Genomic DNA, 24,107 nt, shown 5'->3' on the forward strand with positions numbered 1-24,107 from the left:
AGACCTTCCAGAAAGGAACACCCATGTCTGTCTACGATGCGCGGCTCGCCCGCCGGGCCGTGCTGGCCGGTGGTGCGGCGCTCGGCCTCGCCGGTGCCGTTGGTTGCTCCAACGCCGGCCGGGGCGCGTCCGGCGCCGGCAACGACGAGGCGACCAAGACCAGGATCCGGCCGGCCTACGAGCGCTACTCCGGGGTGAAGCCCGACCTGTCCGGCGCCGAGTACAAGATCCCGGACGCGTTCAACAAGTACCCGGCCAACCCGGTCCAGGCGATCTCCGCGGCGCCCGGCGACGGCAAGCCGATCACGGTCACGACGTACACGAACACGCCGATCCCGCCGCGGCTGGAGCAGAACACGTTCTGGCAGGAGTTCAACAAGCGGGTCGGGTCCCCGGTCCAGGTGAACCTGACGCCGTCGGTGGACTACGACCGCAAGTTCGCCACCGCGGTCGCCGGTGACCAGCTGGGCGACGTGTTCCTGGTCGGCAACGTACCGCAGACCCCGCAGATGCTGGCGGCGAAGGCGGTCGACCTGACCCCGCACCTGTCCGGCGACAACATCAAGAAGTACCCGTACCTGGCGAACCTGCCCGAGCTCGCCTGGAACTCCGGCATCTTCGACGGCAAGATCTACGGCGTCCCGATCCCGCGTGGCGCGATCAGCTCGCAGGTGATGTACAGCCGCCGGGACATCCTCGCGGCGCAGGGGCTGAAGCCCGAGGTGAAGAGTGCCGACGAGTTCGTCGAGCTGTGCAAGGCGCTGACCGACAAGAAGCTCAACCGGTTCGCGCTGGCGACCGCGCCGACGCAGTTCGTCCGGAACATGTTCGACATCCCGAACACCTGGAGCAAGGACGGCGACAAGCTCGTCAGCATGTTCGAGCACCCGGGTCACGAGGACGTGTTCGCACTCCTGCAGCAGCTCTGGAAGTCCGGCTACATCCACCCGGACGCGTACTCCGGCCAGAACCTGGACATGAAGACCCGGTTCGCGAACGGCTCCAGCCCGTTGGTACAGGACACCTTCAGCGGCTGGCCGACGTACCTGCAGACGATGACCGATCCGAAGGCGGAGATCGCGATCATCGCGCCGCCCAAGCACGACGGGTCCGGGCAGGGCTCGATCTGGCTCGGCGCCCCCGCGATCGGGGTCAGTGCGATCAGCAAGAAGGCCGAGGCCCGGGTCGAGACACTGCTCGGGTACCTGAACTTCCTGGCGACGCCGTTCGGCACCAAGGAGTACCTGTTCCGCAAGTTCGGTCTGCCCGGGGTGCACCACCGGATCGTCGACGGCAATCCCGTCCTGAACGCGAAGGGCTTCAGCGAGGTCCAGCTGGGCCTGATGTACCAGGCGGACGGGCCGTGGACGATCTTCCTGCCCGAGCACGCGGGCAGCGCCGAGAACGAGTTCAACGCGATGAAGTCGGTGGTCCCGACCGCGCTCGACAACCCGGCCGCCGGGCTCTACTCCGAGACCAGCAACCGCAAGAACAAGCAGCTGAACGACGCGATCAACCAGGTCACCGACGACATCGTGCAGGGCCGCAAGCCGATCTCGGTCTGGGCGCCGGCGGTGAAGAAGTGGAAGAGCGACGGCGGCGACAAGATCGCCGAGGAACTCGCCGCAGCCCTGAAATCATCGCGCTGAAGTCGTCGCGCTGACCCGCGAAACCACGCAACGGAGGGAACATCTTGACCCCCACCCAACCAGTCAGATTCGCCGCGGTCGGGCTCGACCACGCCCACATCTTCGGCCAGGTCGCCGGGTTGATCGGCGCCGGTGCGGAGTTCGTCGCGATGGCCACCGACGATCCGTCGGCATCGGTCGCGGTGAAGATGCGCGAGCGGTTCGCCGGCGTTCCCTTCGCCGACGACCCTGACGAGCTGATCGCCCGGGACGGTATCGACCTGGTCGTCACCGCCGCGGTCCCGGACCGCCGCGGGCCGATCGCGGTCGCGGCGCTCCGGTCGGGCAAGGACGTGATGGCCGACAAGCCCGGCTGCGTCACGCTCGACCAGTTGGAGGAGATCGAGAAGGCGGTCGACCAGAGCGGCCGGTTCTGGTCGGTGACGTTCTCGGAGCGGTTCGAGGTCCCGTGCGTGCTCAAGGCCGGCGAGCTGGTCCGGGAAGGCCGGATCGGTACGGTCGTGCAGACGATGGGCGTCGGGCCGCACCGGATCGGGGACCGGGCCCATCTCGCCGGCGGCGACGGCCGGCCGGACTGGTTCTACGACAAGCAGCGGTACGGCGGCATCATCACCGACATCGCCTCGCACCAGATCGACCAGTTCCTCTGGTTCACCGGTGCGCGCTCGGCGGAGGTGGTGGCGAGTTCGGTGGGCAACTTCGCCAACCAGGACGAGCCGGGGCTGCAGGACTTCGGTGAGGTGCTGCTGCGTAGCGACAACGCGCAGGGGTACGTTCGAGTGGACTGGTACACGCCTGCCGGTCTGCCTACCTGGGGAGACGGCCGGCTCACGGTCCTCGGGACGGAGGGCTACATCGAGATGCGCAAGTACATCGATCTCGCAGGCCGGCCCGGCGGCAACCACCTGTTCCTGGTGAACCAGGAGGGTACGCAGTACATCGACTGCTCTGACGTCGAAACGACCTACTCCGCCGACATCGTCCGGGACGTCCGAGAACGTACGACGACGGCCGCGCCGCAGCAGCACACCTTCGAGACGATGCGGCTCGCTCTGACCGCGCAGCAGAACGCCGTACTGCGGGGAGCGGCCCGATGAAGGTCGCGATCGTTGGCTGTGGCAACATCAGCCGCCGGCACGCGGAGGCGTACGCGCACACCGGCAGGACCGAACTCGTCGGTGCGGCCGATCTCCGGCTCGAGAAGGCGGAAGCGCTCGCCGCGAAGTTCGGCGGGCGGGCGTACGCGAGCGCGACCGAGCTACTGGCGGCGGAGGATCCGGACCTCGTCTCGGTGGCGACGCCACCGGGTAGTCATGCGGGACTCGCGATCGAGATCCTCGGCGCGGGCAAGTCCGTGCTGCTGGAGAAGCCGCCGGTGCTGAGCCTGGCGGAGCTGGATGCGGTGGCGGAGGCGGAGGCGGCGAGTGAGGGCTCGGTGTCGGTGGTCTTCCAGCACCGGCACGGATCCGCCGGACTGCGTGCCGCCGATCTGCTCGGGCGCGGCGCGCTCGGGCGGCCGCTGGTCGCGGTGTGCGAGACGTTGTGGTTCCGGCCGGTCAGCTACTTCGACCCGGAGTGGCGCGGTACCTGGGCCGGCGAGGGCGGTGGGCCGACGCTCGGGCACGGCATCCATCAGATCGACCTGTTGCTCCATCTGCTCGGGCCGTGGCGGACGATCGACGCCACGGCCGTCCGGCTGGACCGGCCGGTGGAGTTCGAGGACGTGTCGCTGGCGTCGGTGGTGTTCGAGAGTGGCGCGGTGGCGAGCGTCATCAACAGCCTGCTCTCGCCGCGGGAGCTGAGCCGGATCCGGATCGACACGTCCGGTGGGACCCTCGAGGTCAACCACGTCTACGGGTACTCCGACAAGGACTGGACGTTCCACTCGGCGCCGGACGCGGCGAAGGCGGCGACGCTCGGGCTCGATCCCGGCGTACCAAAGTCTTCCACTGCGGACGGTTCCGGGCCTACCGACCCGTGGGCGGCGTCGGCGGGGGAGGACGTGCCGAGCAACCACGAGGCGCAGCTCACGCAGCTGGTCGACGACCTGCTGGCCGGTCGTGCGCATGCCACCAGTTTGGCGAGCACGCGCCCGACGATGGAGTTCGTCACCGCGCTGTACGCGTCGGCGATCACCGGCGGCCCGGTCCGCCGCGCAGACCTGACCCCCGAGCACCCGTTCTACCGAGCCCTGAACGGAGGCATTCCCGAGCCGCGACTCGGAAACGCGTTCCTGACCTGAGCTCCAGGATCAGCTGCGGGTGAGGGCGAGGACCGGGATGGTGCGGATGCCGGCGGTCTTCTGCTCGTACTCCGCGAAACCTGGGTACCGCTTGGCCTGCTCGGCGTAGATCCGGTCGCGGTCGGCGCCGGTCACCTCACGGACGCGCACCTCGTAGGTCTCGGTGCCGACCTCGACCGTCGCCGTCCCGGCCGCGAGCAGGTTCGCGTACCACTCGGGGTTGTCCGGCGCGCCACCCTTGCTGGCGAACACGTACATCGTCTTGGGGTCGGTCTCGTCCGCGAGGTACATCATCGGTGCGACGAACTCGCGTCCGCTCTTTCGCCCGAGGTGATGCACGAGCACCAGCGGCGCGCCCTCGAACGGCCCACCGACCTTGCCCTCGTTGGCCCGGAACTCATCGATCGTCTGCTGATTGAAGTCATTCATACCCGCCTCAACACCCGCACCGACCCCGATATGCCCACCGGTTTGCCTTGACCTCAGGGGCAGGGTTCGATACTTCGGGCATGGTTTTCACGCAGGCGGAACTCGAGTATCTGGGCACGCAGCGACTCGGCCGATTGGCGACGGTTTCGGCCGATGGTGTCGTGCAGAACAACCCGGTCGGCTTCTTCGTGGACGCCGGCACGATCGTCATCGGTGGGCACGCGCTGGGGGCGTCGAAGAAGTTCCGGAATGTGCAGCGAGGGAGCACGGTGGCGCTGGTGGTCGACGATCTGGCCTCGGTCGACCCGTGGGTGGTGCGCGGGATCGAGGTTCGCGGTACGGCGGTTGCGTTGAGTGACGTGGAGCCGCCGGTGCCGTACTTCTCGCGGGAGGTCATCCGGATCACGCCGACCCGGATCATCAGCTGGGGGATCGACGGGCCGCGCTCGAGCCGCGTGGTCTGACGGTTGGCGCCGGGTCGTCGGGGCACCGTAGTTGAGCGGATTTCGAAACATAGGAACCGGTTTCTGTTACGCGCCGAATGAAATTATCGACAAGTGTCGATTGCACAGGGCAACAGTTGGTCGAAGGGACTGACAGCGCTGGTCGTGCTGCTGGCAGTCGCACTGCTCGTGCTGACCTGGGGGCACACCGGCGCGGATCTGAAGGTGTACCGGGTCGGCGGCTGGGCGATCCTGACCGATCCGTCCCGGCTCTACGACGTCCACCCGGCCGGGATGTCGATGCCGTTCACCTATCCGATCTTCGCCGCGATCCTGATGGCTCCGGTGGCGGTCCTGCCCTGGCCGCTCGCCTACGCGCTCTCGATCGTGGTGTCGCTGGCCGCGGTGGCGCTGATCTGGAAGGTCTGCCTGCCGGCGTTGACCACGCGTCCGCCGGTCCTCGCGCTCGTCGCGCTGTTCGCGGCGTCGCTGCTGCTCGAACCGGTCCGCGAGACGTTGTCGTACGGACAGATCAACCTCGTGCTCTGCGCAGTGGTTCTCAGCGACGCCCTGGATCTGAAGCATCGCGGCCGCGGGATCGGCATCGGGATCGCGGCCGGGATCAAGCTGACGCCGTTGGTGTTCGTCGCGTTCCTGCTCGTCACCGGGCAGCGCAAGGCGTTCCTGCGGGCGTCAGCGGCGTTCCTCGCGACCGTCGCGGCCGGTTTCGTGATCGCTCCGCGGACGGCGTTCCAGTACTGGACCGTGATCGTCAACGATCACACCAGGATCGGCGGTTTGGCGTACTCAGGGAACCAGTCCTGGAACGGATTCCTGGTGCGGCTGTCCGGCGACCTCGGCGGTGGCGGGGTCCTGTGGATCGGCACCGTCGTGCTGACAGCGGTCGCCGGTCTGTGGCTGTCGCGCGCACTCTGGCTCGCCGGGCGGCGCCTCGCGGCGGTGTCCGTCTGCGGTCTGATCAGCGTGCTTTGCTCACCGGTGTCGTGGAGCCATCACTGGGTCTGGGTGCTACCGCTGGGGATCTCCCTGGCCGCCTGCTTCGACGGCCGCCGACGGCTGGTCGCCGCCGGCCTGTGGTACCTGGCGTTCGTCGTCGCCCCGATCTGGTGGCCGCCGCGCCGTGACAACCGCGAGCTGCACTGGAACCTCTGGCAACAGCTCGCCGGCAACGCCTACCTCTGGCTCGGCCTCGGCGCCGCGGCGTTCCTGTGGACCCAACTTCACCCGAAACGTCTGGCACTCACTCCCCAGCTCGTAAACGAGCCGTCAACCCACCTGCCCTGAGCCGTCCGAACCTAGTATCCGCCCCCGAGTCGCCGGTTCGTCCGGCGCAGTGACAAGGAGAAGATTACTCATGTCTCGCAGCAGGTTCGTGCTGCCGGCGGTTGCCGGTGTGCTCGCGCTGACCGGTTCGTTGCTCGCGGCCCACTCGGCAGTTGCTGATGACAAGGATCCGAAGGCGGCGACGTCCCCGGTGCGGGCGGACGACCCGCCCGCCGGGGTGCAGCCGGTCGGTGGCGGCACGGGCTGGGGCCTCAAGTGGTGGGACGAGTTCAACGGTACGGCGGTGGACTGGGGGACCAAGTGGAACGGGAACTCGAGCGCGTTGCCTGACGCCGGGCGCGGCAACAAGCCCAACCAGCAGCTCGAGTACAACCTGGACAGGAACTGCACCGAGGCCGACGGTGCGGTCACGATGACGGCCAAACGCGAGCGGTACCAGGCGCCGTCCGGTACGACGTACGACTGGACGTCGTGTCTGCTGACGTCGACCGGCAGCAGCGGGTTCACGTTCAAGTACGGCTTCATGGAGTCGCGTGCGAAGCTGACGTACGACGTTGTGAACGCGCAGGGAAGTCCGGTGCCGGACAAGCGCGGCTTCTGGCCCGGGTTCTGGACCTGGCAGGCGTCGGGCGTGGACTCCTGGCAGGAGACCGACGTGTACGAGCAGTACAGCGACAACCCGCGGCACCTCTACCTGACGTCGCACGCGCACGCGGGTGGTGGCTGCCAGGTCGATGTCGGCTTCGATCCCGGCGCCGACTTCCACGTGTACGGCGCGGACATCTCCGCGCAGGACACGAAGTTCTACATCGACGGCCGGCTGGTGTGCTCGGTGGCAGGTGCCCCGTCCGAGAACACGAACCTCATCGAGGACCTGTACGTGTACTCCAAGCCCGGCTTCGATCCGGACCCGGCAACCGCGGCCGCGAAGAAGTCGGTCGACTACGTCCGGGTCTGGCAGCGCTGACTCAGGTGGAGTCCCGGATGACGAGTTCGGTTGGCAGGATGACGGCTGACCGGGTGTCGGTGCCGATGCTGTCGAGGAGCAGCCGGACCATCTCGGTGCTGACCCGGGTGAAGTCCTGACGGATCGTGGTCAGCTGAGGTGTCGAGCTGACCGCGGCCTTCGAGTCGTCGAAGCCGCCGATCGCGATGTCCTCCGGCACCCGCTTGCCGGCGCGTTGCAGCGCGGCGAGCGCGCCGAGCGCCATCAGGTCGCTGCAGACGAAGACGGCGTCGATGTCGGGGACGCGGCGCAGCAATTCCTCCATCGCGGCGGCGCCGGACGCCTGGCTGTAGTCGCCGTGGACGATCAGCTTCTTGTCCGACCGGCCGAGTACGTCGTGGTAGCCGGCGAGCCGGTCGACACCGCCCGGCGTGTCGACCGGCCCGGTGATGATGCCGATCGTGCGATAACCGCGCGACCGCAGGTGGCTCACCATCTGGCGGGCGCCGTCGCGGTCGTCGGCGGCGACGTACGAGATCTCGCGCTCGTGCCCGATCGGGCGGCCGGCGGCGACGATCGGCAGCCCGCGCGAGCGCAGTTCGCCGATCAGCGGACTGCCCGCGTGCTCCGACACCAGCAGTACGCCGTCGACGTGACCCGCGGTGACCCAGCGGCCGACCCGCTTGCGGTCCTCCTGGGTGCCGGCGACGGTGAGCAGCAGCGTGATGTCGCGCTCGGCCAGCGCCTGCGTGCAGCCCTTGAGCAAGATGTTGAAGTTCGGATCCTCGAACAGCCGGTCCTGCGGATCGGACAGGATGAAGGCGACCGAGTCGGAGCGCTGGGTGACCAGGCTGCGCGCGTGCTGGTTCACGACATACCCGGTCTTCCGGATCGCACGTTGCACGGCCGCCGACGCGTCGGGGGAGACGTAGTGGCCTCCGTTGAGCACGCGCGACACCGTGCCGCGGGAGACGCCGGCCACTTCGGCGACGTCTTCCATGGTCGGGCGGCGGGGCGGGCTCGATTCGGTCATGGTGACATTCTGCGTCGCTCGGTCCGCAGCACCCGCACCCCACCCGCCGGTACGACGAGTTCGCCGTCGCAGGCGGCGCCGGTGAGCAACTCGTCACCACTTCCAGGCAGTACGGCGTCGCAGTCGGCGTGGTTGATCGCGACCAGGTAGGTGTAGTCCGCGCCGGCCCGCCGTACCAGTTCCAGGTCGTCCGGCAGACCCTCGCGGTACGGCAGGCCTGCCTCGCGCAGTACGGCGGTCAGGTCCTCGCCGGTGAGACGGGTCGAGATGTACCACACCGTACCGTCGCCGACGTGGTGCCGGGTAACCGCGGGACCACCCGCCGCCGGACCGTCGAGGTAGTGCCGGACCGGCTCAGCGCCGTCGAGTACGACGTGTTCGGCCCAGACGTCACCGGTCGCGCCGTCGTCCAGTACCACCTGCTCGCCTTCGCGGAGCGGGAGAAACTCCTCGACGTGTATGCCGAGCAGGTCCCGCAGCGCGCCGGGGTGGCCGCCCGGATGGATGGTGTCGTGCTCGTCCACGATGCCGGAGAAGTACGAGACGACGATCGTCCCGCCGTGACGGACGTACGTCGTGAGATTCGCCGCGGAGGCCGGTGATGTCAGGTAGAGGCTCGGAACGAGCAGCACCGGGTACTGGGCGAGATCGCCCTCGGGGTGGACGAAGTCGGCGGTGAGGTGCCCGCGCCAGGTCGACTCGTAGAACGCGGCGATCCGGTCGAGGTACGACAGGTCGACCGACGGCCGCCACTCGAGCTCGAGCGCCCACCACGACTGGTAGTCCCAGACCAGACCGACGTCGGCGACGACCTGGGTGCCGCGAAGCTCGCCGAGCTTGGCGAGCTCGGCACCCAACTCACGGACCTCGTGCCAGACGCGCGTTCTGGTGCCGCCGTGCGGGACCATCGCCGAGTGGAACTTCTCGCCGCCGGAGCGGGACGCCCGCCACTGGAAGAACAGCGCGGACTCCGACCCGCGGGCGAGATGACTGATGCTGTTGCGGCGCAGTTCGCCGGGACGCTTGGCGATGTTGCGCGGCTGCCAGTTGACCGCGCTGGTCGAGTGCTCCATCAGCAGCCAGCCGCGGCCGCCGGCGACCGAGCGGGTCAGGTCGGCCGACATCGCGAGTTCGAGCTGGTTGCCCGGACGTTCGCCGTACAGGTAGTGGTCGTTGGCAACGATGTCGACCTCGCGCGCCCAGCGCTGGTAGTCGGCCCACTTGTGGTTGTTGATCATGAAGTTGGTGGTGATCGGCACGCCCGGTGTCAGCCGGCGCAGGAGGTCACGCTCGGCGAGGTAGTTGCCGAGATGTGTGTCGGAGCTGAACCGGAAGAAGTCCAGTTGCTGGGCGGGGTTGACCGCCATCGGCGAGTCGAGCGGCGGCTCGATCTCCGCCCAGTCGCCGTACCGCTGACCCCAGAACGCCGTACCCCACGCGTTGTTCAGGTCGTCGAGATCGATGTAGTGCGCGCGTAGCCAGGTGCGGAACGCGGCGGCGGAGGTCTCGCAGTAGCAGTGCGCGTTCGCGCCGCCGTACTCGTTGTGGACGTGCCACATCGCCAGCGCCGGGTGGTCGGCGTACCGCTCGGCAAGTCGTTCGGTGATGTTCGTGGCGGCCGCTCGGTAAGCGGGAGAGTTCGCGCAGAACGCCTGCCGGCCGCCGACGCCGAGCAACCGCCCGTCGCGGCCGACGATGCGGGCGTCCCGGTGCTGCCGGAAGAACCACGGCGGTGGCGCGGCGGTGGGTGTCGCGAGGTTGACCGCGATCCCGGCGTCGTCGAGCAGTCCGAGGACGCGGTCCAGCCAGCCGAACTCGTAGCGGCCCGGCGACGGTTCCAGCTCGGACCACGCGAAGATGCCGACGCTGACCAGGTTGACACCGGCCTCGCGCATCAACCGCACGTCCTCGGCCCAGACCGTCTCGGGCCACTGCTCGGGGTAGTAGTCGCCGCCGAACGCGATGCCGCTCAGGCGGGGCAGCAGCGGACCGGCCTGGTCGGCCGAAGCCGGGACGAGGATGCTCATCGGCGGAGGACCCAATCTGGGAGCGCGAACAGAATGTTCCGCTCATGATCGCACGAGATTTGATCGGTTATGAACTCTTGACAGCGGATTTGGGACGCCAACAAACTGTGAGCGCTCACAGATACGTGAGCTTCTGGAGACCGGAGGTTGGTCATGAACGGATCGGCGCGGGTCAGCAGGCGGCAGCTGCTGGCAGGTACGTCGGCGCTCGTCGGCGGCGGACTGCTCAGCGCGTGCAACGCCGGTACGTCCGGCACGTCCGGCACCGCCGGTTCGTCGTCCGGAGGCGCCAAGGGGACCGTCACGCTCACGGTGATGTACAACAACAACGAGCTGACCAAGGAACACATCGCCGACTTCGAGTCGAAGAACCCCGGTCTCAAGATCAACTTCCTGCAGACCGACTCGACCCGGCTGAACGCGATGCTCGCCTCGGGCAATCCGCCCGACTTCGTCCGCGGTGCCGCGGTCGGCAGCGCGAACGTCAACGCACGTGGGCTGGCGACCGACCTCACGCCGTACCTGGAGAAGAGTTCGGTGCTGAAGCCGGACGACCTGCTCGGGGTCAACGACAGCTTCCGCTGGGACGGCAGCTCGATCGGCAAGGGTGCGTACTACGGCATCGTCAAGGACTGGAGTCAGGACGCGACGCTCTGGTACAACAGCAAGCTCTTCGACCAGGCGAAGGTCCCGCAGCTGAGCGACACCGAGCCGATCGGGTACGACGAGTTGCTTGCCATCGGCAAGAAGCTGACCGTGAAGCAGGGCGGTAAGACCGCGGTGTACGGCGTCGGCGTGGAATGGGCGTGGAACCTGGTCGCACCGATCGCGACGATGATCCTGCAGCAGGGCGAGAAGCTGTACAACGACGACCTCACCCAGACCGACTTCACGACCGCGGCCGCCCGGCGTGCGGTCCAGTGGTACGTCGACTTCGGCCAGGCGGGCGTCGGCCCGACCTCGCTGAGCCCGCTCCCGGACGGCGCCGATCTGTCCACGTTCATGGCGAAGCGGATGGCGGTCAGCCAGGACGGTTACTGGTACGGCGGCAACTTCGTCAAGGAGACCGCGCTGCAGGGCGCGATCCGGATGGCGCCCGCGCCGGTGATGGGGGACAAGCGGATCAGCCCGACGTACGCCGGTATCGGCGCCTGGATCCCGGCCAAGTCCAAGCACAAGGACGAGGCGTGGAAGCTGATGGAGTACTTCATGGCGGGACCGCCGGCCGAGGAACGGGCCAAGAGCGGCTGGGGACTGCCCGCGCTGAAGTCGCTGCTGCCGAAGCTGCCGCAGGACGTGCCGTACCAGAAGCAGGCGTACCGGACCGCGCAGAACGAGTTGCAGTACACGCAGCCGTTGCCGGATTCGCCGTACGTGACGATCGACGCCTGGAACCTTGCCCTGGACAAGTATCTGCAGCGCGCGATCAAGAAGGAGCTGACCGTCGAGGCCGCGTGCAAGGCGATCAACGACGACATCAACAAGGTGCTCAAGCAGGGCAAAGAGCAGATCGGATGAGCTGGACGCGTTACTCGAACAGATCGTTCTACCTGTTCGTTGCCCCGTGGGTGCTGGGTTTCGTGCTGCTGACGGCGGTGCCGCTCGGGTATGCCTTCGGTGTCAGCCTGACGAACTTCGACGGCAGTTCACCGCGGTGGCGGTGGGTGGGTTTCCGGAACTACGGCGAGTTGTTCCACGATCAGGACGCGTGGGCGTCGCTGCTGCGGACGGTCGCCTACACCGCGATCGCCGTACCGCTCAGCGTCGCTGGTGCGCTCGGGCTGGCGGTGCTGCTCAACCGGCGGTTGAAGGGCGTCGGGCTGTGGCGGACGATGTTCTTCCTGCCGTCGGTGGTTCCGGTGGTCGCGATGGCGATCATGTGGAAGCTCGTGCTGAACCGCGACGCCGGCATCCTCAACGCGTTGCTGCATGTCGTCGGGATCCGGCCGGTCAGCTGGCTGGTCGATCCGATGGCCTTCTACGCGCTGCTCATCCTGACGTTGTGGGGCCTCGGTGGCGGCATGGTCATCATGCTCGCCGCGTTGCAGGGCGTGCCGGCCGAGCTGGAGGAGGCTGCGATCGTCGACGGCGCGAACCGGTGGCGGGTGTTCCGGCACATCACGGTGCCGATCATCTCGCCGGTGATTTTCTTCCAGGTGGTCACCGGGGTGATCGCGACGTTCCAGATCGTCGTCCAACCGTTGCTGCTCGCCGAGACGAACAGCATCGCCGGGGTCGGTCAGGTGCCGCAGAGCACGCATCTGTACATGGTGCAGGTCTATCAGGAGTTCTTCACCAGCAACCGGTTCGGCTACGGCTCGGCGATGTTGTGGGTGTTCTTCCTGGTGATCCTGGCGTTCACGGTGCTGATCCAGCGGTCGAGCCGGCTGTGGGTGCATTACGAGGTCGACACCGACGCGGAAGGTTAGGGGACGCACTGTGCACGTCAACCGACAGGCGACGGCCACAGCACGCCGTACGCCGGTACGACTCAGCGCAGGCGCCGTCTATGTGCTGTTGATGGCGCTGGCCGTGGTCTTCGTCGGGCCGTTCGTGTGGCTGGTACTGGCCGCGCTGAAGACCCGGGACGAGTGGGCCGCGATCCCGGCGCGGATCCTGCCGCACAAGGCGCAGTGGGGGAACTTCGTCTCGGCGCTCACCGACATCAACTTCCCGGCGTACGCGGTCAACTCGTTCTTCCTGTCGACGATGTACGCCGTGCTCGTGACGATCTCGAGCGCGGCGGTGGGCTTCGGGTTCGCACGGTTGCGCGGGCGGGGCAAACGGCCGTTGTTCCTCGTCCTGTTGTCGACCATGATGCTGCCGCAGATCCTGACGCTGCTGCCGACGTACGTGCTGTTCTCCCGGCTCGGGCTGGTGAACACGTACTGGCCGTGGGTTCTCTGGGGTCTGGCGGCGTCGCCGTACCTGATCTTCCTGTTCCGCCAGTTCTTCGCCGCGATACCGCGCGAACTCGAGGACGCGGCAATCATCGACGGCTGTGGGTGGGGGCGGATCTTCGTACGGGTCTTCCTGCCGTTGTCGCGTCCGGTCCTGATCACGTCGTTCCTGCTGTCGTTCACCTGGACCTGGGGTGACTACATCTCCCCGGCGCTGCTGCTGGACGTCGACCACACCACGCTGTCAGTCGCCATCACCGCCTGGTACACCGACCCCCACGGCAACGCGATCCCGACCGTCCAGGCCGCCGGTGCTGCGTTGTACGTACTGCCGGCGTTGCTGATCTTCCTTTTCGCCCAGCGCTACTTCATCCGCAGCGTGGTCGCTTCGGGTGTGAAGGGCTGATCAGCTGACCGTGCTGAGGAAGGTTTTGAGTTCGGTGAGGTATTGCTGACGGTTGTCGCGGCGTACTGAATGGCCGGCGTTGGGGATATGGGCTGCGCGGAAGGTGCCGGCGGCGGCTTGGGCGCATTGGTCGGCGTACTCCTCCGAGATCAGGGAGCCGCGGGCGGTGTCGCCGTGGATGAGGAGTACCGGGCAGGTGATCTTGGCCAAGAGGTCGGTCAGTGGGACGGCGTCCTGGAAGGTCAGGTCGAACAGGTGCGGGTTGACCTGTGCCTTCGACACGGCCCAGGGTTCGAGTTCGTCGTCGGGCCAGGCCGGGTCGGCGGCTCGGCCTTGGGCGATCCGGGCCGGCAGGTCGAGCGCACGCAGGCCGGCGAGCCACTCCGGCTCGGACCACGGCTCGTCGCGTTGCTCTCCGCTGCCGCCGGGCGGAGGGTCTTCCAGGACGACCGCGCGGGCCAACTCCGGCCTCGTGGCGGCCAGGTACGCCGCAGACATGGCGCCCATCGAGTGGCCGACCACGACGACCGGGTGAGGCAGTTCCGACAGTACGAGGGCGGCGTCGTCGCGGTGTCCGTCGTACCGAATCGGCTCCTCCGGAAGCCCCGACTCACCGTGCCCGCGGGCATCGATCGACAGCGCCCGGATCCCGGGCATCGCAGCGATCACCGGATCCCAGCACTGCGCCGAGTCCGAGAACCCGTGCAGGAATACGACGTCAACTGCCGTGCCGTCGGTCCGGTACCAGGCAAGATGAGCTGTTCTACCTCGCATGCTTGTGGACAGTAGCGCAATCAGAATTCGTACGCGTAGTACAGCAGGGTCTCACCGATCGTGCGGGTGTCGACGAGGTGCAGGGGGAGCTTGTCGATGGTTTCGTCGAAGAGGCGTCGGCCGGATCCCAGGACGACCGGGAAGACGACGAGGCGCACTTCGTCGACCAGGTTCTGTTCGATCAGGGTGCCGACGAGCCGGTAGCTGCCGTAGACCAGGATCTCGCCGTCGACGGTCTGCTTCAGTTCGGCAACCTCCTTCGCGTTGATGATCGTGGCGTTGGTCCACCGCGGATCCTCGAGAGTCGACGACACGACGTACTTCGGGAGGCTCTTCACGCGGTCGGCCCACTCGGGGCTGACGCGGACGTCGGCGCTCAGCATCCGGGAAGCGAACCACTCGCTGCTTCGGCCGCCGAACAGCAGCGCCTCGACGTCCCGCAGTTCCGCCGTCTCGCGGGCGACCCACGCTTCGAGGTCCTGGTGAGCCACGAACTGGTGGAACCACCCGCCGTGCTCGAAGCCCTCCTCGCCGTCCGGGTCCTGTACCACTCCGTCGAGCGTGACGTTCGAACTGATGACGATCTTTCCCATGAGTGCTCCTTCGGCTGATTGGTTGCTACCGGGGTAGACGCGACCTTCCGGCGGAATTGGGCGCGGCGGCTCCGCCCAATTCGCGGGGCCGGTGGCGTCCATACAGGGAGGCGAGCCGAACGCGCTCGCTGGAGCCGAAGAGCGAGGACGAATGCCGATGGAGCTGATCACTCGGGCGCGGGCGGGGGACCAGGACGCGTTTCGCGAGCTCGTCCAGGAGCACGCCCACGAGTTGCAGGTGCACTGCTACCGGATCCTCGGATCACTGCAGGACGCGGAGGACGCCGTACAGGAGACGTTGGTGGCCGCTTGGCGTGGCCTCGGCGACTTCGCCGGACGGTCGTCGCTGCGGACGTGGCTGTACAAGATCGCGACCAACCGGTGCCTGAGCATGCTGCGCGCCGACAGTCGGCGGCCTCGCATCGCGCCGCCACTGCCGGCGCTTCCCGAACCGTTCGGCGCCGGCGACCCGCCGTGGTTGGAGCCGTACCCGGATGTGCTGCTTGACCAGCGACCTGGGCCGGATGCTCGCTACGAAACCAGGGAGGCGATTTCGCTGGCGTTCATCACCGCGCTGCAGCTACTGCCGCCGCGTCAGCGGGCCACTTTGGTACTGCGTGATGTTTTGGGTTACCACGCTGCGGAAGCCGCCGAGATGCTCGACACCACGCAGGAATCCGTCCAGAGCGCACTCAAACGCGCTCGTGCTACCGTCGACGATCACCTCGCCGGCGATGGTCGTGTCGGTCAACCTGACACCTCAGCCGAGCGCCGGCTCATCGCGCGCCTGACTGATGCATTCGAACGCGCCGACTTGGACGCGCTCATCGACCTGCTTGCCGCCGACGTACGACTCAGCATGCCGCCGGTAATGCTCGAGTACCGCGGCACCGACTCGGCCCGCCGCGTCCTGGCTGCCGTCACCTTCCGCCCAGGCCTGACCTACCGAGTACTCCCCACCCAAGCCAACGGCCACCCTGCCGTCGCCCTCTACCTCGCAAACCACGCCTACAGCCTCCTGGTAATCACCACCTCCAACCGCCAAATCACCACCATCACCTGCTTCACCCCCAACCTCCTCCCCCACTTCGGCCTACCCCGAACCCTTCTCTCAATCGACGGCCTACCGACGACCTGAGGCCGCCGGTAGGCCGGGGTGTTAGTTGCTGGTGAGGTGGTGGGGGTCGGGGAGTCTGGTGGCTTGGTCGGGTTCGTAGACCTGCGAGAGGGCGGTGAACAGCAGGGCGGTGCCGAGGGCGCCGGGGTCGGGGACGCCGAGGGCGCGGTCGCCTACGTAGCTGGCACGACCGCGGCGCGAGGCCAGCGAGGCGGTGCCGACAGCACCGCGGATGGCAGCCTCAGCAGCGGTGGTGAAGGACTCGGTAGTTGCGGTGGTTAGGGCTTGGATCGCGGGGGTCAGGGCGTCTACGAGGGTGCAGTCGCCGGGTTCGGCGCCGCCTGCTCGGTGGATGGCGGCCAGGCCGGAGCGGGCTGCGGCGGCGACGGCTTGTGGGTCTGGCGTTTGGTCGTCGGGCCAGGGGACTGTTGCTAGTTGTTGGAAGAGGAGGCCGAAGAGGGGGCCGCTGGTGCCGCCTACGTTGTCGAGGAATGCCTGGGCCAGGGCCTGCATGCCGTCGGTGCCGGCGTCGTTCAACGTCTGGGCCTGGCGGATACCACCGGCGAGGTTGTCGCCGAAGTCACCGTCGCCGACGAGTTGGTCGAGCGTGGTCAGGTTGTCCTGCACCTGCGCAACCAGCTTCGCGAACTGATCGAGAACCGCCCGACTCACCGGCGCCCCGCCGTCAGTACGCGCTGACCCGGCGGACGGTTCCGCGGCGGGCGGTTGGGCGACCAGGTCGTCGGCGTCGAGAACGGCGCGGGTGGCGGGCGTCCCGGCGTCGGTGCGTGGTGAGCCGGCGGAGAGTTCGGCGGGGGATTGTGCGACGAGGTCGACGTCGCGAGCCGCGCGGGTGAGCGACGCGCTGGCGTCGGTGCGTGGTGAGCCAGCGGATGCTTCGGCGGTGGGGGATTGGGCGAGCGGCTCGGTGGCGGTGGGGGGCTCGGGGAGGAGGGTTGGGAGGGTTTGGGGGGTGGTTGTGGGGGTGGTCCAGAGGGGGAGCCATTCGGGTTTCATGCGGGTCAGGGTTAGGGAGAAGCCGGCCATGTCGAGGGCGGCGGTGAAGGTGCCTGGTACTACGGCCAGCGGTCGGTCGCCGCGGGAGGTCAGGTCGTCGTGCAGGATGGCGGCGATCGCGTGGAGTTCCAGGCTGGTGGTGGCGCCGAGACCGTTGACGATGGCAAGTATCGGGTCCGGTCCGGCGGGCAGGGCCGCGAGGAGGTCGTCGGTCATCCCGCGGACGAGTTCGCCGACCGGACGGCGATCGACGGTACCGGTACCGCGTTCACCGTGGATCCCGACGCCGTACTCCAGCGTGCCCGCATCCAGCGCGAAGGCGGGCTCCCCGGTGGCCGGGGACGTCTGGGCCCGGGCCGCGATGGCGAGGCTGCGCGAGCGCGCCACGATCTCCGCACCGAGCGTGGCCAGCTCGTCGAGCTTGACACCCCGGTCGGCGGCGGCGCCGAGCAACTTCTCGACGACGACGGTCGCGGCGGTACCGCGGCGACCGGTAGCACTGTCCTCCTTGTCCGTGGCGAGATCGTCGTCGATCAGTACGGTGGCAACAGGTACGCCGTCATGCCGCAGGCGTTCCGCGGCGATCTGGAAGTTGATCACGTCGCCCGTGTAGTTCTTGATGATCAGCAGTACGCCGTTGCTCTTGGCAACCGCCGTACCGGCCTCGTAGATCTGCCGGTTGTGCGGCGACGCGAAGATCTCACCGGGGCAGACCGCGTCGAGTCCGCCCGCTCCGAGCAGACCGGTGTGCAGCGGTTCGTGCCCGGATCCACCGCCCGCCACAAGGGCGACAGTACGGGCGGGATTGCCGGCGGCCGCCCGCACGTACAAGGGATCGCTGTGAACCTCGATCAGACCAGGGTTGGCCAGCGCGAGACCTCGGACCGCTGTCTGCACGGCCTGGGTCGCGGGAAGGAAGTGTGTCATCAGCAACTGCTCCTAAGAGATCGGAAGAGAAGGGTGACCGTGGTGGCGCCAGGGTCTTGGTGGCCGACGCTGCGTTCGCCGAGGTAGCTGGCTCGACCTTTCCGGGCGACGAGCGGGATGGTCGCGGCACAGCCCTCGTCGGCGGCAGCGCTCGCAGCGGCGAGCGCATCCGGCAGGGACAGTCCGTCGGCGGCAGCCTTTTCGACGGCCTCGACTGCGGGCGCCAGTGCGTCGTACATGGTCTTGTCGTTCGCCTCGGCCTTGCCGCGCTGGACCACGCCGTCCAGTCCGGCACGCAGCGCGGTCGCGAAGGGTACGTCGTCCAGCACGTTGCCCATCCGCAGGAAGAACGTGCCGAACAGCGGTCCGGCGGCGCCGCCGACGGTCGAGATCAGCGTCATCCCGGCGTTGGCCAGAAGGGGGCCTGCAGCAACGTTGGGGTCGATGGCGCCTACGACGGCGGCCAGACCGCGGTTCATGTTGGCTCCGTGGTCGGCGTCGCCGATCGCCGAGTCGAGCCGGGTCAGCTCGTCCTCGTGCTCGGCCACCAGCCGGGCGAAGGAGCGCAGCCAGGCATCGAAGAGCGCAGCGTTCATTGGTTCCACCGGGGTCAGGCGGCGACGCGCTCGACGGCACGGTCTGCGCGAGTACGGCTGAGGACGCCGTAGAGCAGACCGGCGAGTGCACCGGCGAGGAGCTCCGCGGCCCAGTACACGGGCAACTGGTTCCAGTGCACGGTGCCGCCGGCCAGTTGCTGGACGAGCATCGGGCCGAACGTGCGGGCCGGGTTGATGGAGGCACCCGTCGCGGGCGCGACCGGGATGATCGCGGCGAACACCACCAGGCCGATCGCCACGCCGGCGAACCCTGCCGCGGCCTTGCGGTGAATCACGCCGAAGACGGTCATCACCAGGATGAACGTCCCGACGAACTCCGCCGTGAAGGCCTGCAGCGCGGGGATCCCGGAGTACGCCGCGACGCCGAGCCCCACGTCACTGGCTTTGTGGCCGAGTACGCCGAGGATCGCCACGGCGCCGACGACCGCGCCGAGCACCTGCGCGCCGAGGTAACCGGGGACGTCGCGCCACGGGAACTTCCTCGTCACGGCGAGGCCGATCGTGACCGCGGGATTGATGTGGTTCCCGCTGATGTGGCCGAAGGCGTACACGGTCGCGACGACCACGGTCGCGAACGCGAACGAGATCATCCCGAGATCGGCCATCGTGAACGGCGCCTTGCCGTTGACGATCAGCGTCGCGGGCACCGCGCCGACGCCGACGAAGACGAGGAACGCGGTACCGACGGCCTCGGTGAGCAGTTTTTGGGTGGTGGATGGTTCGTCCGCCATGGCAGGCTCCTTGCGGCTATGCCGATGATCATTCGATAATGTCGAATGTGTGTCGGGAAGCTATCGCGCAGATGGCGGCCCTGACAAGAGGTTGAGCCGGGTGTTCGGTGTGCGGTGGCGCGCGGCGGGCACAATTGAGCGGCGCGGGCTCGCCGCGCGGGAGTCGAGGAGGCTTGGTGATTCAGTCGGTCGACCGGGCCGTACGCGTGCTCAGCGCCCTGCAGGGCAGCCGCCGGATGACGCTGACCGAGCTCGCCGCGGCGCTCGGGCTGCCCGCCTCGACCGTGCACGGCATCGTCAAGACCCTGGTCGGGCACGGCATGGTCGTGCAGGAGCGGGGCTCCAGCCGCTACATGCTCGGGCCGCGGGTCCTGCTGCTCGGCAACGTGTACCTGGACACTCTCGAGCTCCGCTCGCGGACGGCACCCTGGGCCGCCGAGCTCGCCCGCCGGACCGGGTACGCCGTACGTACCGGCGTACTGCTGCTCGACGAGGTCGTGATCATCCACCACGAGCCGCGGCCGGACGGCAGCCGGCAGATGCCCGAGGTCGGAATCGTGATCCCCGCGCACGCCAGCGCCCTCGGCAAGGCGATCAGCGCGTTCAGCGCCGAGGCACAGAAAGCCATCGGCGAGGCTGGCCCACTGCGCAGCATGACCGGCGAAACCCTCACCGACCTGGCCGCACTCGAATCCCAATGGACCGAGGCCGCCACCACCGGTGTGGCCGTCGAAGCCGAGGAAGCCGTCCTGGGCGAGTGCGCCCTGGCCAGTCCGCTCTTCGACGCCTTCGACGGCGTCGCCGGGGCCATCGGCGTCGTCCTCCCGTCCACCGCCTGGCCCGCGGAGCCCTCGGTCCGCGAAGCGCTACGCGAGACCGCCCGGACCATCTCGCGAGAGCTAGGCGCCCCGAGCTGGCCAGGTCCGCGCGTCGCCTGACGGCGCACGGCTGCTGGTTACGAGGCCCAGGCCTCGCGGGTTGTGGTGACGGGTTCGCCGCGCTCGGCGGATTCCTCGATGGCGAGGCCGATCAGGTGGTCCTGGCAGGCTTCGGCGAGTGGGTACGGCGGTGGGCCGTCGCCGCGGATCCAGTCGCCGGTGCGTTCGAGGAGCGTGGCGACCGCGATGTCGTCGTCGGACAGGCTCACGCCCCGCTACGGATTGCGGAACACCACACGTCCGTCGAGGCTCAGGTGCGTGAGGTCCAGCCCGTCGTAGTTCATGCCGATGCCCGTGGATCCCCGCTCCAGGCGAGAGGCCGATGGTGTCGTCGGGTCGAGCATCCGGACCACGGTGTCGTCGGCGATCTCGCCGTGGGAACCGCGGACCAGCAGGTGATCCGGGCGCAGTGGGTTCCACCACTGGTTGTCGGTGAAGTCATACAGGCCCATACCCGCCGAACCGAAGTCGACGGTCGACAGGATCGTCTTCGCGGTCTTCGGCTCGGGGTCGTGCGTCCAGCCGGCGGGCGTGACCGGGTCGACGAGCGGGCCGTGGAACGTCTGCGAGAGTACGGTCGCGGGCGCGAAGCCGGCGCCGAGGAACTGCCGCATCAGCGAGACGACGTGGTACAGATGCGTGGAACTGACCTGGACCGACGTCGGTTGTCCGATCAGCCCGTCGCGGACGAGCTGGAGCCGCGCGGCGTGCAGCGGCATCAGCGCGTACTGCTCGGCGACCTGCACCAACCCGCTCGCGCCGACGTCGGACCACAGTGACCGCAACCCGTCGAGGTCGGGTGCCGGCGGCGTTTCCGCGAGTACCGGTATGCCGGCCGCCACGAGCTGGCGGGTCAGCTCGGGCGTCACCTCCCACGGCACGCTCAGCACGACGAAGTCCGGCCGGTCCGCGTCCAGCAGCTCGTCCAGGGTGCGGTACGTCGGCAGTCCCCAGTCCTTCTCCAGCTGGGACCCCGCCTCCGCGCGCCGCGTGACCACCCCGGTCACCTGGAACCGCTGGGGCATCAGATACGCCATCCGAAGAAACACCCCGGCTCGCCAGCCGTTCCCCACAATCCCGTACCGGATCGGCCGGACCTCATCGACGGGCGGGCGCGTCGGCACAGCAGCCGAACTGATCGAATCCACGGCAACCTCTTCCAGGCGTCGAACGGGCCCAACCAGTCTCCCCGATCGACCGCCAACTCGTTCAGTTGTCTCACCATTCCGAAGCGACGGTGATTCGGGGTGGGTACCTCTCCTACAGAGGGTTTAGTGGAGGGAGAATGCCATGCAGAGTGCGCTATGGGTCTCTGTTGGTGTCCTGGCCGGGCTGGCCGCCTGGCGGATCTGGATCGGCTACCGGCTCGGTGAACTACGGCACGACAGGCGCCGCACCCGCACCCACTGACCTGGTCTACGTGGGGCGGAGCTGAATGGAGGCTCGGCGTACGTCGAGTTGCGTCGTGGCAGCTGTGGCCAGATCAGGGACCGGGCCGGAGCGGCCCGTGAGGGTGGGGATCGCGGCGTCGAGGCTGCCGCCGTGGCGGGCCCGGACGACCGTCGTCATGGGACTATCGGCGGGCCGTTGTGGTGGCTGCTTCGGCGAAGGACAGCAGGCCCTGGATCAGCGCCTCGGAGCTGTCGGGTGACATCGCGTCCAGTACGTCGCCGATCTTCCGCTGCCGGCCGCGGTGCAAGCTGCCGAGGACCCTGCGGCCTTTGGCCGACACGGCGAGCTCGACCTGGCGGCGGTCTGTCTCGGGGATGCGGCGCAGGATCAGTCCGTCGTCGACCAGCCGGGCCACGAGCCGGCTCGCGGACGGTTTCGACAGATCGAGCTGGTCGGCGACGTCGCCCAGGTTGACCGGGCCGTGCTGTTCGATCGCGAGCAGTACGCGCAGTTGCAGTACCGACAACTGCCGTGATGCCGAGAGCGCTTTCAGCGTCAGCTCGAACAGCGCCAGCGACGCCTGCTCGACGACTTCGGCGTCACTGACCGTATCGATCACCCGGGAGGAGTTTGCTTGTGCCACGACCCCATGCTAGTTGTTGAATGACAACAGTTTAACAAGCTGAACCGTCTTGGCGTGTCGTTTCGCGCCGACCCGGGTACCTGAACGACGCGACGAGAAGGGACCCCATCATGGCAACCGCAAGGCACCTCGCGGGCAGTATCGACGCCCGCCCGTGGTCGATCGTCGAGCTCGCGTGGTTGCGGCGGCTGGCCGCGTCGGGGCTTCCACCGGTGATGATCGCCCTCAAGCTGCAACGACCCGTGCACACGGTCCGCGAGGCCGCGGCCCGCGAAGGCATCACCCTACAGCCGTCGGCTGCGAAACCACCCGAGCACTGAGCCCACCGAGGGACGCGCGATGAACGGTTACCCGGCGGTGTGGCGGGCAGCGACCCGTACGCTGACCGCCATCGGTTGTGTCGCCGCGCTGTTCTTCGTCCCGCTGTCCGTCGACGCGATCCTGTTCGCGATGGTCGGCACGGTCACCGGTTGTATGCGGTTCACGGTGGCACGCGCCGACGACCAGACCGCATCGGCCGCGTTCTGGGCCGCCGTACGGCTGGCATTCACCGTCGCAGCAGCTGTCCTGGCGATCTGCGGATTCGCCGCGGCCGCAGGTGCCGCGACGCTGGCTTTGATAGCACTCGTCGTCGTGACCTCACCGCCTGTCGCTGCGCGGCTTGGCCTCCGGCCGACCCCGACTCCCGACCGCCTCCGGGCGACTCCGACAACGGACCGCCGCCGCCCGACCTCGACCCCGGACAGCCGGCGTGCCCCGGACCGCCGGCGTGCCCCGGACCGCCGGCGTGCCCCGGACCGCCGACGTGCCCCGGCCCGCCGGCGTGGCCCGGCCGCCGAACCACCGGCCCGGCTCCCCGCCGCGGATCCGGAACCGGCCGTCCCCGTGACTGCGATGGACGACCTCGAGCTGTGCCGCCGCTGGCGCCGCAGCTACCTCGCGTTGCAACGCGCCGTCACGATCGACGAGCGGCTGCGGATCGTCTCCCGGCGCCAGAGCTACCTCGACGAACTCGAACGCCGGGCCCCCGACGACCTGGCCCGCTGGCTCAACACCGGAGCCCGAGCCGCCGGAGACCCGACCAAGTTCATCTGCCGCGACCAGCACCACCCGCAGTAACCTCGCCGACCGCCTCAGGGCGCGAGGGCGACGCGGAGTTGGGTGAGGATGTCGCGGAGTCGACGCGAGACCTGCATCTGGCTGACGCCGATCTCGGCGCCGATCTCTGCCTGCGTGTAGTGGTCGACGAAGCGCCGGTGCAGGATGAGCTGGTCGCGGGCCGGCAGTTCCTTGACCACGGGCCGCAGCGTGTTCACCTGGTCGACGAGCGCGAACGTGTTGCCCGGGTCGGCGAGCGTGCGTTCGAGGCTGACGGTGTGGCCGTCGGAGGGATGCGGTGCGTCCAGTGAGACAGGCTGGAAGCAGCCTCGGGCTTGCTCGGCCTCGATGACCTCGGCCACCTCCACGCCGAGCGTCGCGGCGACCTCGCCGTGGCTGGGCCAGCGCCCCAGTTCGGTGGCGAGCGTGGTTTGTGCGACGTTCACCCGCGTCTGGATCTCCTGGAGCCGGCGGGGGAGTTTGATCGCCCACGCGTGGTCCCGGAAGTGGTGCCGGATCCCGCCGCGGATCGTGGGTACGGCGTACGACCGGAAGTCGGAGCCGGGACTCGGACGGTAGTTGCGGACTGCCCTGATGAGGTGCTCGCAGGCGATCTGCTCGAGGTCTTCGTCGTCGATGCCGCGGCCACGGAAGCGACGGGCGAGGGTGCGCGCGAGCGGCATTCCGGCGGCTACCGCCTGGTCGAGCAGTTCTTGGCGGCGTCGGCCACGGGCGGAGTGGGCGGATCGGAGGAGGCCTTCCAGTACGACGGCTTCGTCAGCGCGCGACCGGGAGTGTGCGACTGGGCCACATGACATTGTGGTTTCCTGACAGGATCGGCCCCGGCAAGCTACGGCACACCCTTGTACCACCACCGGGA

General features: G+C 68.4%; 26 protein-coding genes. 13 read left to right on the forward strand and 13 right to left on the reverse strand.

Annotation, left to right across the window (positions count from 1 at the left end; all coding sequences use genetic code 11):
* Positions 1-23 precede the first annotated feature (23 nt).
* The 3 genes from FB475_RS25220 to FB475_RS25230 are packed head-to-tail and all read left to right on the forward strand — an operon-like array spanning position 24 to position 3,891.
* Positions 24-1,649: an extracellular solute-binding protein gene (locus FB475_RS25220; protein WP_141859031.1), complete on the forward strand. Its 1,626-nt coding sequence runs from the start codon at positions 24-26 to the stop codon at positions 1,647-1,649.
* A 44-nt stretch (positions 1,650-1,693) separates the two neighbouring features.
* On the forward strand, positions 1,694-2,746 hold the full coding sequence (locus FB475_RS25225; RefSeq protein ID WP_141859032.1) for a Gfo/Idh/MocA family protein: 1,053 nt from the start codon (positions 1,694-1,696) through the stop codon (positions 2,744-2,746).
* Positions 2,743-3,891 (forward strand): Gfo/Idh/MocA family protein, encoded by a 1,149-nt coding sequence (locus FB475_RS25230; RefSeq protein ID WP_141859033.1) that lies wholly within the window; start codon positions 2,743-2,745, stop codon positions 3,889-3,891. Before FB475_RS25225 ends, FB475_RS25230 begins: the two co-directional genes overlap by 4 nt.
* Positions 3,892-3,900: 9 nt before the next feature.
* On the opposite strand, the gene FB475_RS25235 is transcribed toward FB475_RS25230, so the two are convergent.
* Entirely contained in the window at positions 3,901-4,320 is a 420-nt protein-coding gene (locus tag FB475_RS25235; protein ID WP_141859034.1) for a nitroreductase family deazaflavin-dependent oxidoreductase, read from the reverse strand.
* 80 nt (positions 4,321-4,400) lie between these two features.
* Between FB475_RS25235 and FB475_RS25240 the strand changes: the two genes are divergently transcribed.
* The 3 genes from FB475_RS25240 (at position 4,401) to FB475_RS25250 (ending at position 7,035) form a co-directional block, all read left to right on the forward strand.
* Positions 4,401-4,784, forward strand: a complete 384-nt coding sequence (locus tag FB475_RS25240) for a PPOX class F420-dependent oxidoreductase (protein WP_141859035.1) — start codon at positions 4,401-4,403, stop codon at positions 4,782-4,784.
* A 93-nt stretch (positions 4,785-4,877) separates the two neighbouring features.
* Entirely contained in the window at positions 4,878-6,068 is a 1,191-nt protein-coding gene (locus tag FB475_RS25245; RefSeq protein ID WP_141859036.1) for a glycosyltransferase 87 family protein, read from the forward strand.
* A 70-nt stretch (positions 6,069-6,138) separates the two neighbouring features.
* Positions 6,139-7,035, forward strand: a complete 897-nt coding sequence (locus FB475_RS25250; protein WP_141859037.1) for a glycoside hydrolase family 16 protein — start codon at positions 6,139-6,141, stop codon at positions 7,033-7,035.
* A 1-nt stretch (position 7,036) separates the two neighbouring features.
* On the opposite strand, the gene FB475_RS25255 is transcribed toward FB475_RS25250, so the two are convergent.
* Together FB475_RS25255 and FB475_RS25260 are read right to left on the reverse strand one after the other, a co-directional pair.
* A complete protein-coding gene (locus tag FB475_RS25255) occupies positions 7,037-8,047 on the reverse strand; it encodes a LacI family DNA-binding transcriptional regulator (protein ID WP_141859038.1) in 1,011 nt (336 codons plus the stop codon).
* Positions 8,044-10,074, reverse strand: a complete 2,031-nt coding sequence (locus tag FB475_RS25260) for a beta-galactosidase (protein WP_141859039.1) — start codon at positions 10,072-10,074, stop codon at positions 8,044-8,046. The genes FB475_RS25255 and FB475_RS25260 overlap by 4 nt, the downstream gene beginning before the upstream one ends.
* Before the next feature lie 153 nt (positions 10,075-10,227).
* Between FB475_RS25260 and FB475_RS25265 the strand changes: the two genes are divergently transcribed.
* Genes FB475_RS25265 through FB475_RS25275 form a run of 3 tightly spaced genes read left to right on the forward strand, consistent with a single transcriptional unit; the run spans position 10,228 to position 13,380 of the window.
* A complete protein-coding gene (locus FB475_RS25265) occupies positions 10,228-11,592 on the forward strand; it encodes an ABC transporter substrate-binding protein (protein WP_141859040.1) in 1,365 nt (454 codons plus the stop codon).
* Positions 11,589-12,503: a carbohydrate ABC transporter permease gene (locus FB475_RS25270; protein ID WP_141859041.1), complete on the forward strand. Its 915-nt coding sequence runs from the start codon at positions 11,589-11,591 to the stop codon at positions 12,501-12,503. The genes FB475_RS25265 and FB475_RS25270 overlap by 4 nt, the downstream gene beginning before the upstream one ends.
* A 10-nt stretch (positions 12,504-12,513) precedes the next feature.
* Entirely contained in the window at positions 12,514-13,380 is an 867-nt protein-coding gene (locus tag FB475_RS25275; RefSeq protein WP_202878494.1) for a carbohydrate ABC transporter permease, read from the forward strand.
* Here FB475_RS25275 and FB475_RS25280 read toward each other — a convergent pair whose 3' ends face one another.
* Together FB475_RS25280 and FB475_RS25285 are read right to left on the reverse strand one after the other, a co-directional pair.
* The gene (locus FB475_RS25280) at positions 13,381-14,154 is read right to left on the reverse strand and encodes an alpha/beta fold hydrolase (protein WP_141859042.1); all 774 of its coding nucleotides are present in this window, start codon (positions 14,152-14,154) and stop codon (positions 13,381-13,383) included.
* 20 nt (positions 14,155-14,174) lie between these two features.
* The gene (locus FB475_RS25285) at positions 14,175-14,747 is read right to left on the reverse strand and encodes a dihydrofolate reductase family protein (RefSeq protein ID WP_141859043.1); all 573 of its coding nucleotides are present in this window, start codon (positions 14,745-14,747) and stop codon (positions 14,175-14,177) included.
* A 157-nt stretch (positions 14,748-14,904) separates the two neighbouring features.
* On the opposite strand from FB475_RS25285, the gene FB475_RS25290 reads away from it, so the two are divergent.
* Entirely contained in the window at positions 14,905-15,885 is a 981-nt protein-coding gene (locus tag FB475_RS25290) for an RNA polymerase subunit sigma-70 (protein WP_238332404.1), read from the forward strand.
* A 21-nt stretch (positions 15,886-15,906) separates the two neighbouring features.
* Here FB475_RS25290 and FB475_RS25295 read toward each other — a convergent pair whose 3' ends face one another.
* Genes FB475_RS25295 through FB475_RS25305 form a run of 3 tightly spaced genes read right to left on the reverse strand, consistent with a single transcriptional unit; the run spans position 15,907 to position 19,156 of the window.
* Positions 15,907-17,808 (reverse strand): dihydroxyacetone kinase subunit DhaK, encoded by a 1,902-nt coding sequence (locus FB475_RS25295; protein WP_185759423.1) that lies wholly within the window; start codon positions 17,806-17,808, stop codon positions 15,907-15,909.
* Complete coding sequence (gene dhaL, locus FB475_RS25300; RefSeq protein ID WP_141859045.1) at positions 17,808-18,404, reverse strand: dihydroxyacetone kinase subunit DhaL; 597 nt, start codon at positions 18,402-18,404, stop codon at positions 17,808-17,810. Before dhaL ends, FB475_RS25295 begins: the two co-directional genes overlap by 1 nt.
* A gap of 14 nt (positions 18,405-18,418) precedes the next feature.
* Positions 18,419-19,156: an MIP/aquaporin family protein gene (locus FB475_RS25305; protein ID WP_141859046.1), complete on the reverse strand. Its 738-nt coding sequence runs from the start codon at positions 19,154-19,156 to the stop codon at positions 18,419-18,421.
* Positions 19,157-19,332: 176 nt separating this feature from the next.
* Between FB475_RS25305 and FB475_RS25310 the strand changes: the two genes are divergently transcribed.
* Positions 19,333-20,094, forward strand: a complete 762-nt coding sequence (locus tag FB475_RS25310) for an IclR family transcriptional regulator (protein WP_141859047.1) — start codon at positions 19,333-19,335, stop codon at positions 20,092-20,094.
* Between the two features lie 17 nt (positions 20,095-20,111).
* On the opposite strand, the gene FB475_RS37260 is transcribed toward FB475_RS25310, so the two are convergent.
* From FB475_RS37260 to FB475_RS25320, 4 genes are all read right to left on the reverse strand, one after another.
* Positions 20,112-20,303, reverse strand: a complete 192-nt coding sequence (locus tag FB475_RS37260) for a hypothetical protein (protein ID WP_202878495.1) — start codon at positions 20,301-20,303, stop codon at positions 20,112-20,114.
* Between the two features lie 6 nt (positions 20,304-20,309).
* Positions 20,310-21,242, reverse strand: coding sequence for a Gfo/Idh/MocA family protein (locus FB475_RS25315; RefSeq protein ID WP_202878496.1), 933 nt, complete (start codon positions 21,240-21,242; stop codon positions 20,310-20,312).
* A gap of 268 nt (positions 21,243-21,510) precedes the next feature.
* Entirely contained in the window at positions 21,511-21,663 is a 153-nt protein-coding gene (locus FB475_RS36915) for a hypothetical protein (protein ID WP_185759424.1), read from the reverse strand.
* A gap of 4 nt (positions 21,664-21,667) precedes the next feature.
* Positions 21,668-22,129, reverse strand: a complete 462-nt coding sequence (locus FB475_RS25320; RefSeq protein ID WP_141859048.1) for a MarR family winged helix-turn-helix transcriptional regulator — start codon at positions 22,127-22,129, stop codon at positions 21,668-21,670.
* Between the two features lie 110 nt (positions 22,130-22,239).
* Here FB475_RS25320 and FB475_RS25325 point away from each other — a divergent pair, with 110 nt between their 5' ends.
* Together FB475_RS25325 and FB475_RS36920 are read left to right on the forward strand one after the other, a co-directional pair.
* A complete protein-coding gene (locus FB475_RS25325) occupies positions 22,240-22,449 on the forward strand; it encodes a hypothetical protein (protein ID WP_141859049.1) in 210 nt (69 codons plus the stop codon).
* A gap of 19 nt (positions 22,450-22,468) precedes the next feature.
* Positions 22,469-23,248, forward strand: a complete 780-nt coding sequence (locus tag FB475_RS36920; protein ID WP_185759425.1) for a hypothetical protein — start codon at positions 22,469-22,471, stop codon at positions 23,246-23,248.
* 14 nt (positions 23,249-23,262) lie between these two features.
* Here FB475_RS36920 and FB475_RS25345 read toward each other — a convergent pair whose 3' ends face one another.
* Entirely contained in the window at positions 23,263-24,045 is a 783-nt protein-coding gene (locus FB475_RS25345; RefSeq protein WP_141859053.1) for a sigma-70 family RNA polymerase sigma factor, read from the reverse strand.
* Positions 24,046-24,107 lie beyond the last annotated feature (62 nt).

This window comes from Kribbella jejuensis (genome assembly GCF_006715085.1).
Classification (GTDB): domain Bacteria; phylum Actinomycetota; class Actinomycetes; order Propionibacteriales; family Kribbellaceae; genus Kribbella; species Kribbella jejuensis.

Bases quoted from the DNA above. Each gene is read 5' to 3' on its own strand.
- FB475_RS25345 (WP_141859053.1), bottom strand. From the start codon at position 24,045: ATGTCATGTGGCCCAGTCGCACACTCCCGGTCGCGCGCTGACGAAGCC.
- FB475_RS25290 (WP_238332404.1), top strand. From the start codon at position 14,905: ATGGAGCTGATCACTCGGGCGCGGGCGGGGGACCAGGACGCGTTTCGC.
- FB475_RS25255 (WP_141859038.1), bottom strand. From the start codon at position 8,047: ATGACCGAATCGAGCCCGCCCCGCCGCCCGACCATGGAAGACGTCGCC.
- FB475_RS25260 (WP_141859039.1), bottom strand. From the start codon at position 10,074: ATGAGCATCCTCGTCCCGGCTTCGGCCGACCAGGCCGGTCCGCTGCTG.
- dhaL (WP_141859045.1), bottom strand. From the start codon at position 18,404: ATGAACGCTGCGCTCTTCGATGCCTGGCTGCGCTCCTTCGCCCGGCTG.
- FB475_RS25235 (WP_141859034.1), bottom strand. From the start codon at position 4,320: ATGAATGACTTCAATCAGCAGACGATCGATGAGTTCCGGGCCAACGAG.
- FB475_RS25280 (WP_141859042.1), bottom strand. From the start codon at position 14,154: ATGCGAGGTAGAACAGCTCATCTTGCCTGGTACCGGACCGACGGCACG.
- FB475_RS25240 (WP_141859035.1), top strand. From the start codon at position 4,401: ATGGTTTTCACGCAGGCGGAACTCGAGTATCTGGGCACGCAGCGACTC.
- FB475_RS25295 (WP_185759423.1), bottom strand. From the start codon at position 17,808: ATGACACACTTCCTTCCCGCGACCCAGGCCGTGCAGACAGCGGTCCGA.
- FB475_RS25250 (WP_141859037.1), top strand. From the start codon at position 6,139: ATGTCTCGCAGCAGGTTCGTGCTGCCGGCGGTTGCCGGTGTGCTCGCG.
- FB475_RS25230 (WP_141859033.1), top strand. From the start codon at position 2,743: ATGAAGGTCGCGATCGTTGGCTGTGGCAACATCAGCCGCCGGCACGCG.
- FB475_RS25325 (WP_141859049.1), top strand. From the start codon at position 22,240: ATGGCAACCGCAAGGCACCTCGCGGGCAGTATCGACGCCCGCCCGTGG.
- FB475_RS25305 (WP_141859046.1), bottom strand. From the start codon at position 19,156: ATGGCGGACGAACCATCCACCACCCAAAAACTGCTCACCGAGGCCGTC.
- FB475_RS25220 (WP_141859031.1), top strand. From the start codon at position 24: ATGTCTGTCTACGATGCGCGGCTCGCCCGCCGGGCCGTGCTGGCCGGT.
- FB475_RS25265 (WP_141859040.1), top strand. From the start codon at position 10,228: ATGAACGGATCGGCGCGGGTCAGCAGGCGGCAGCTGCTGGCAGGTACG.
- FB475_RS25270 (WP_141859041.1), top strand. From the start codon at position 11,589: ATGAGCTGGACGCGTTACTCGAACAGATCGTTCTACCTGTTCGTTGCC.
- FB475_RS36915 (WP_185759424.1), bottom strand. From the start codon at position 21,663: ATGACGACGGTCGTCCGGGCCCGCCACGGCGGCAGCCTCGACGCCGCG.
- FB475_RS25285 (WP_141859043.1), bottom strand. From the start codon at position 14,747: ATGGGAAAGATCGTCATCAGTTCGAACGTCACGCTCGACGGAGTGGTA.
- FB475_RS36920 (WP_185759425.1), top strand. From the start codon at position 22,469: ATGAACGGTTACCCGGCGGTGTGGCGGGCAGCGACCCGTACGCTGACC.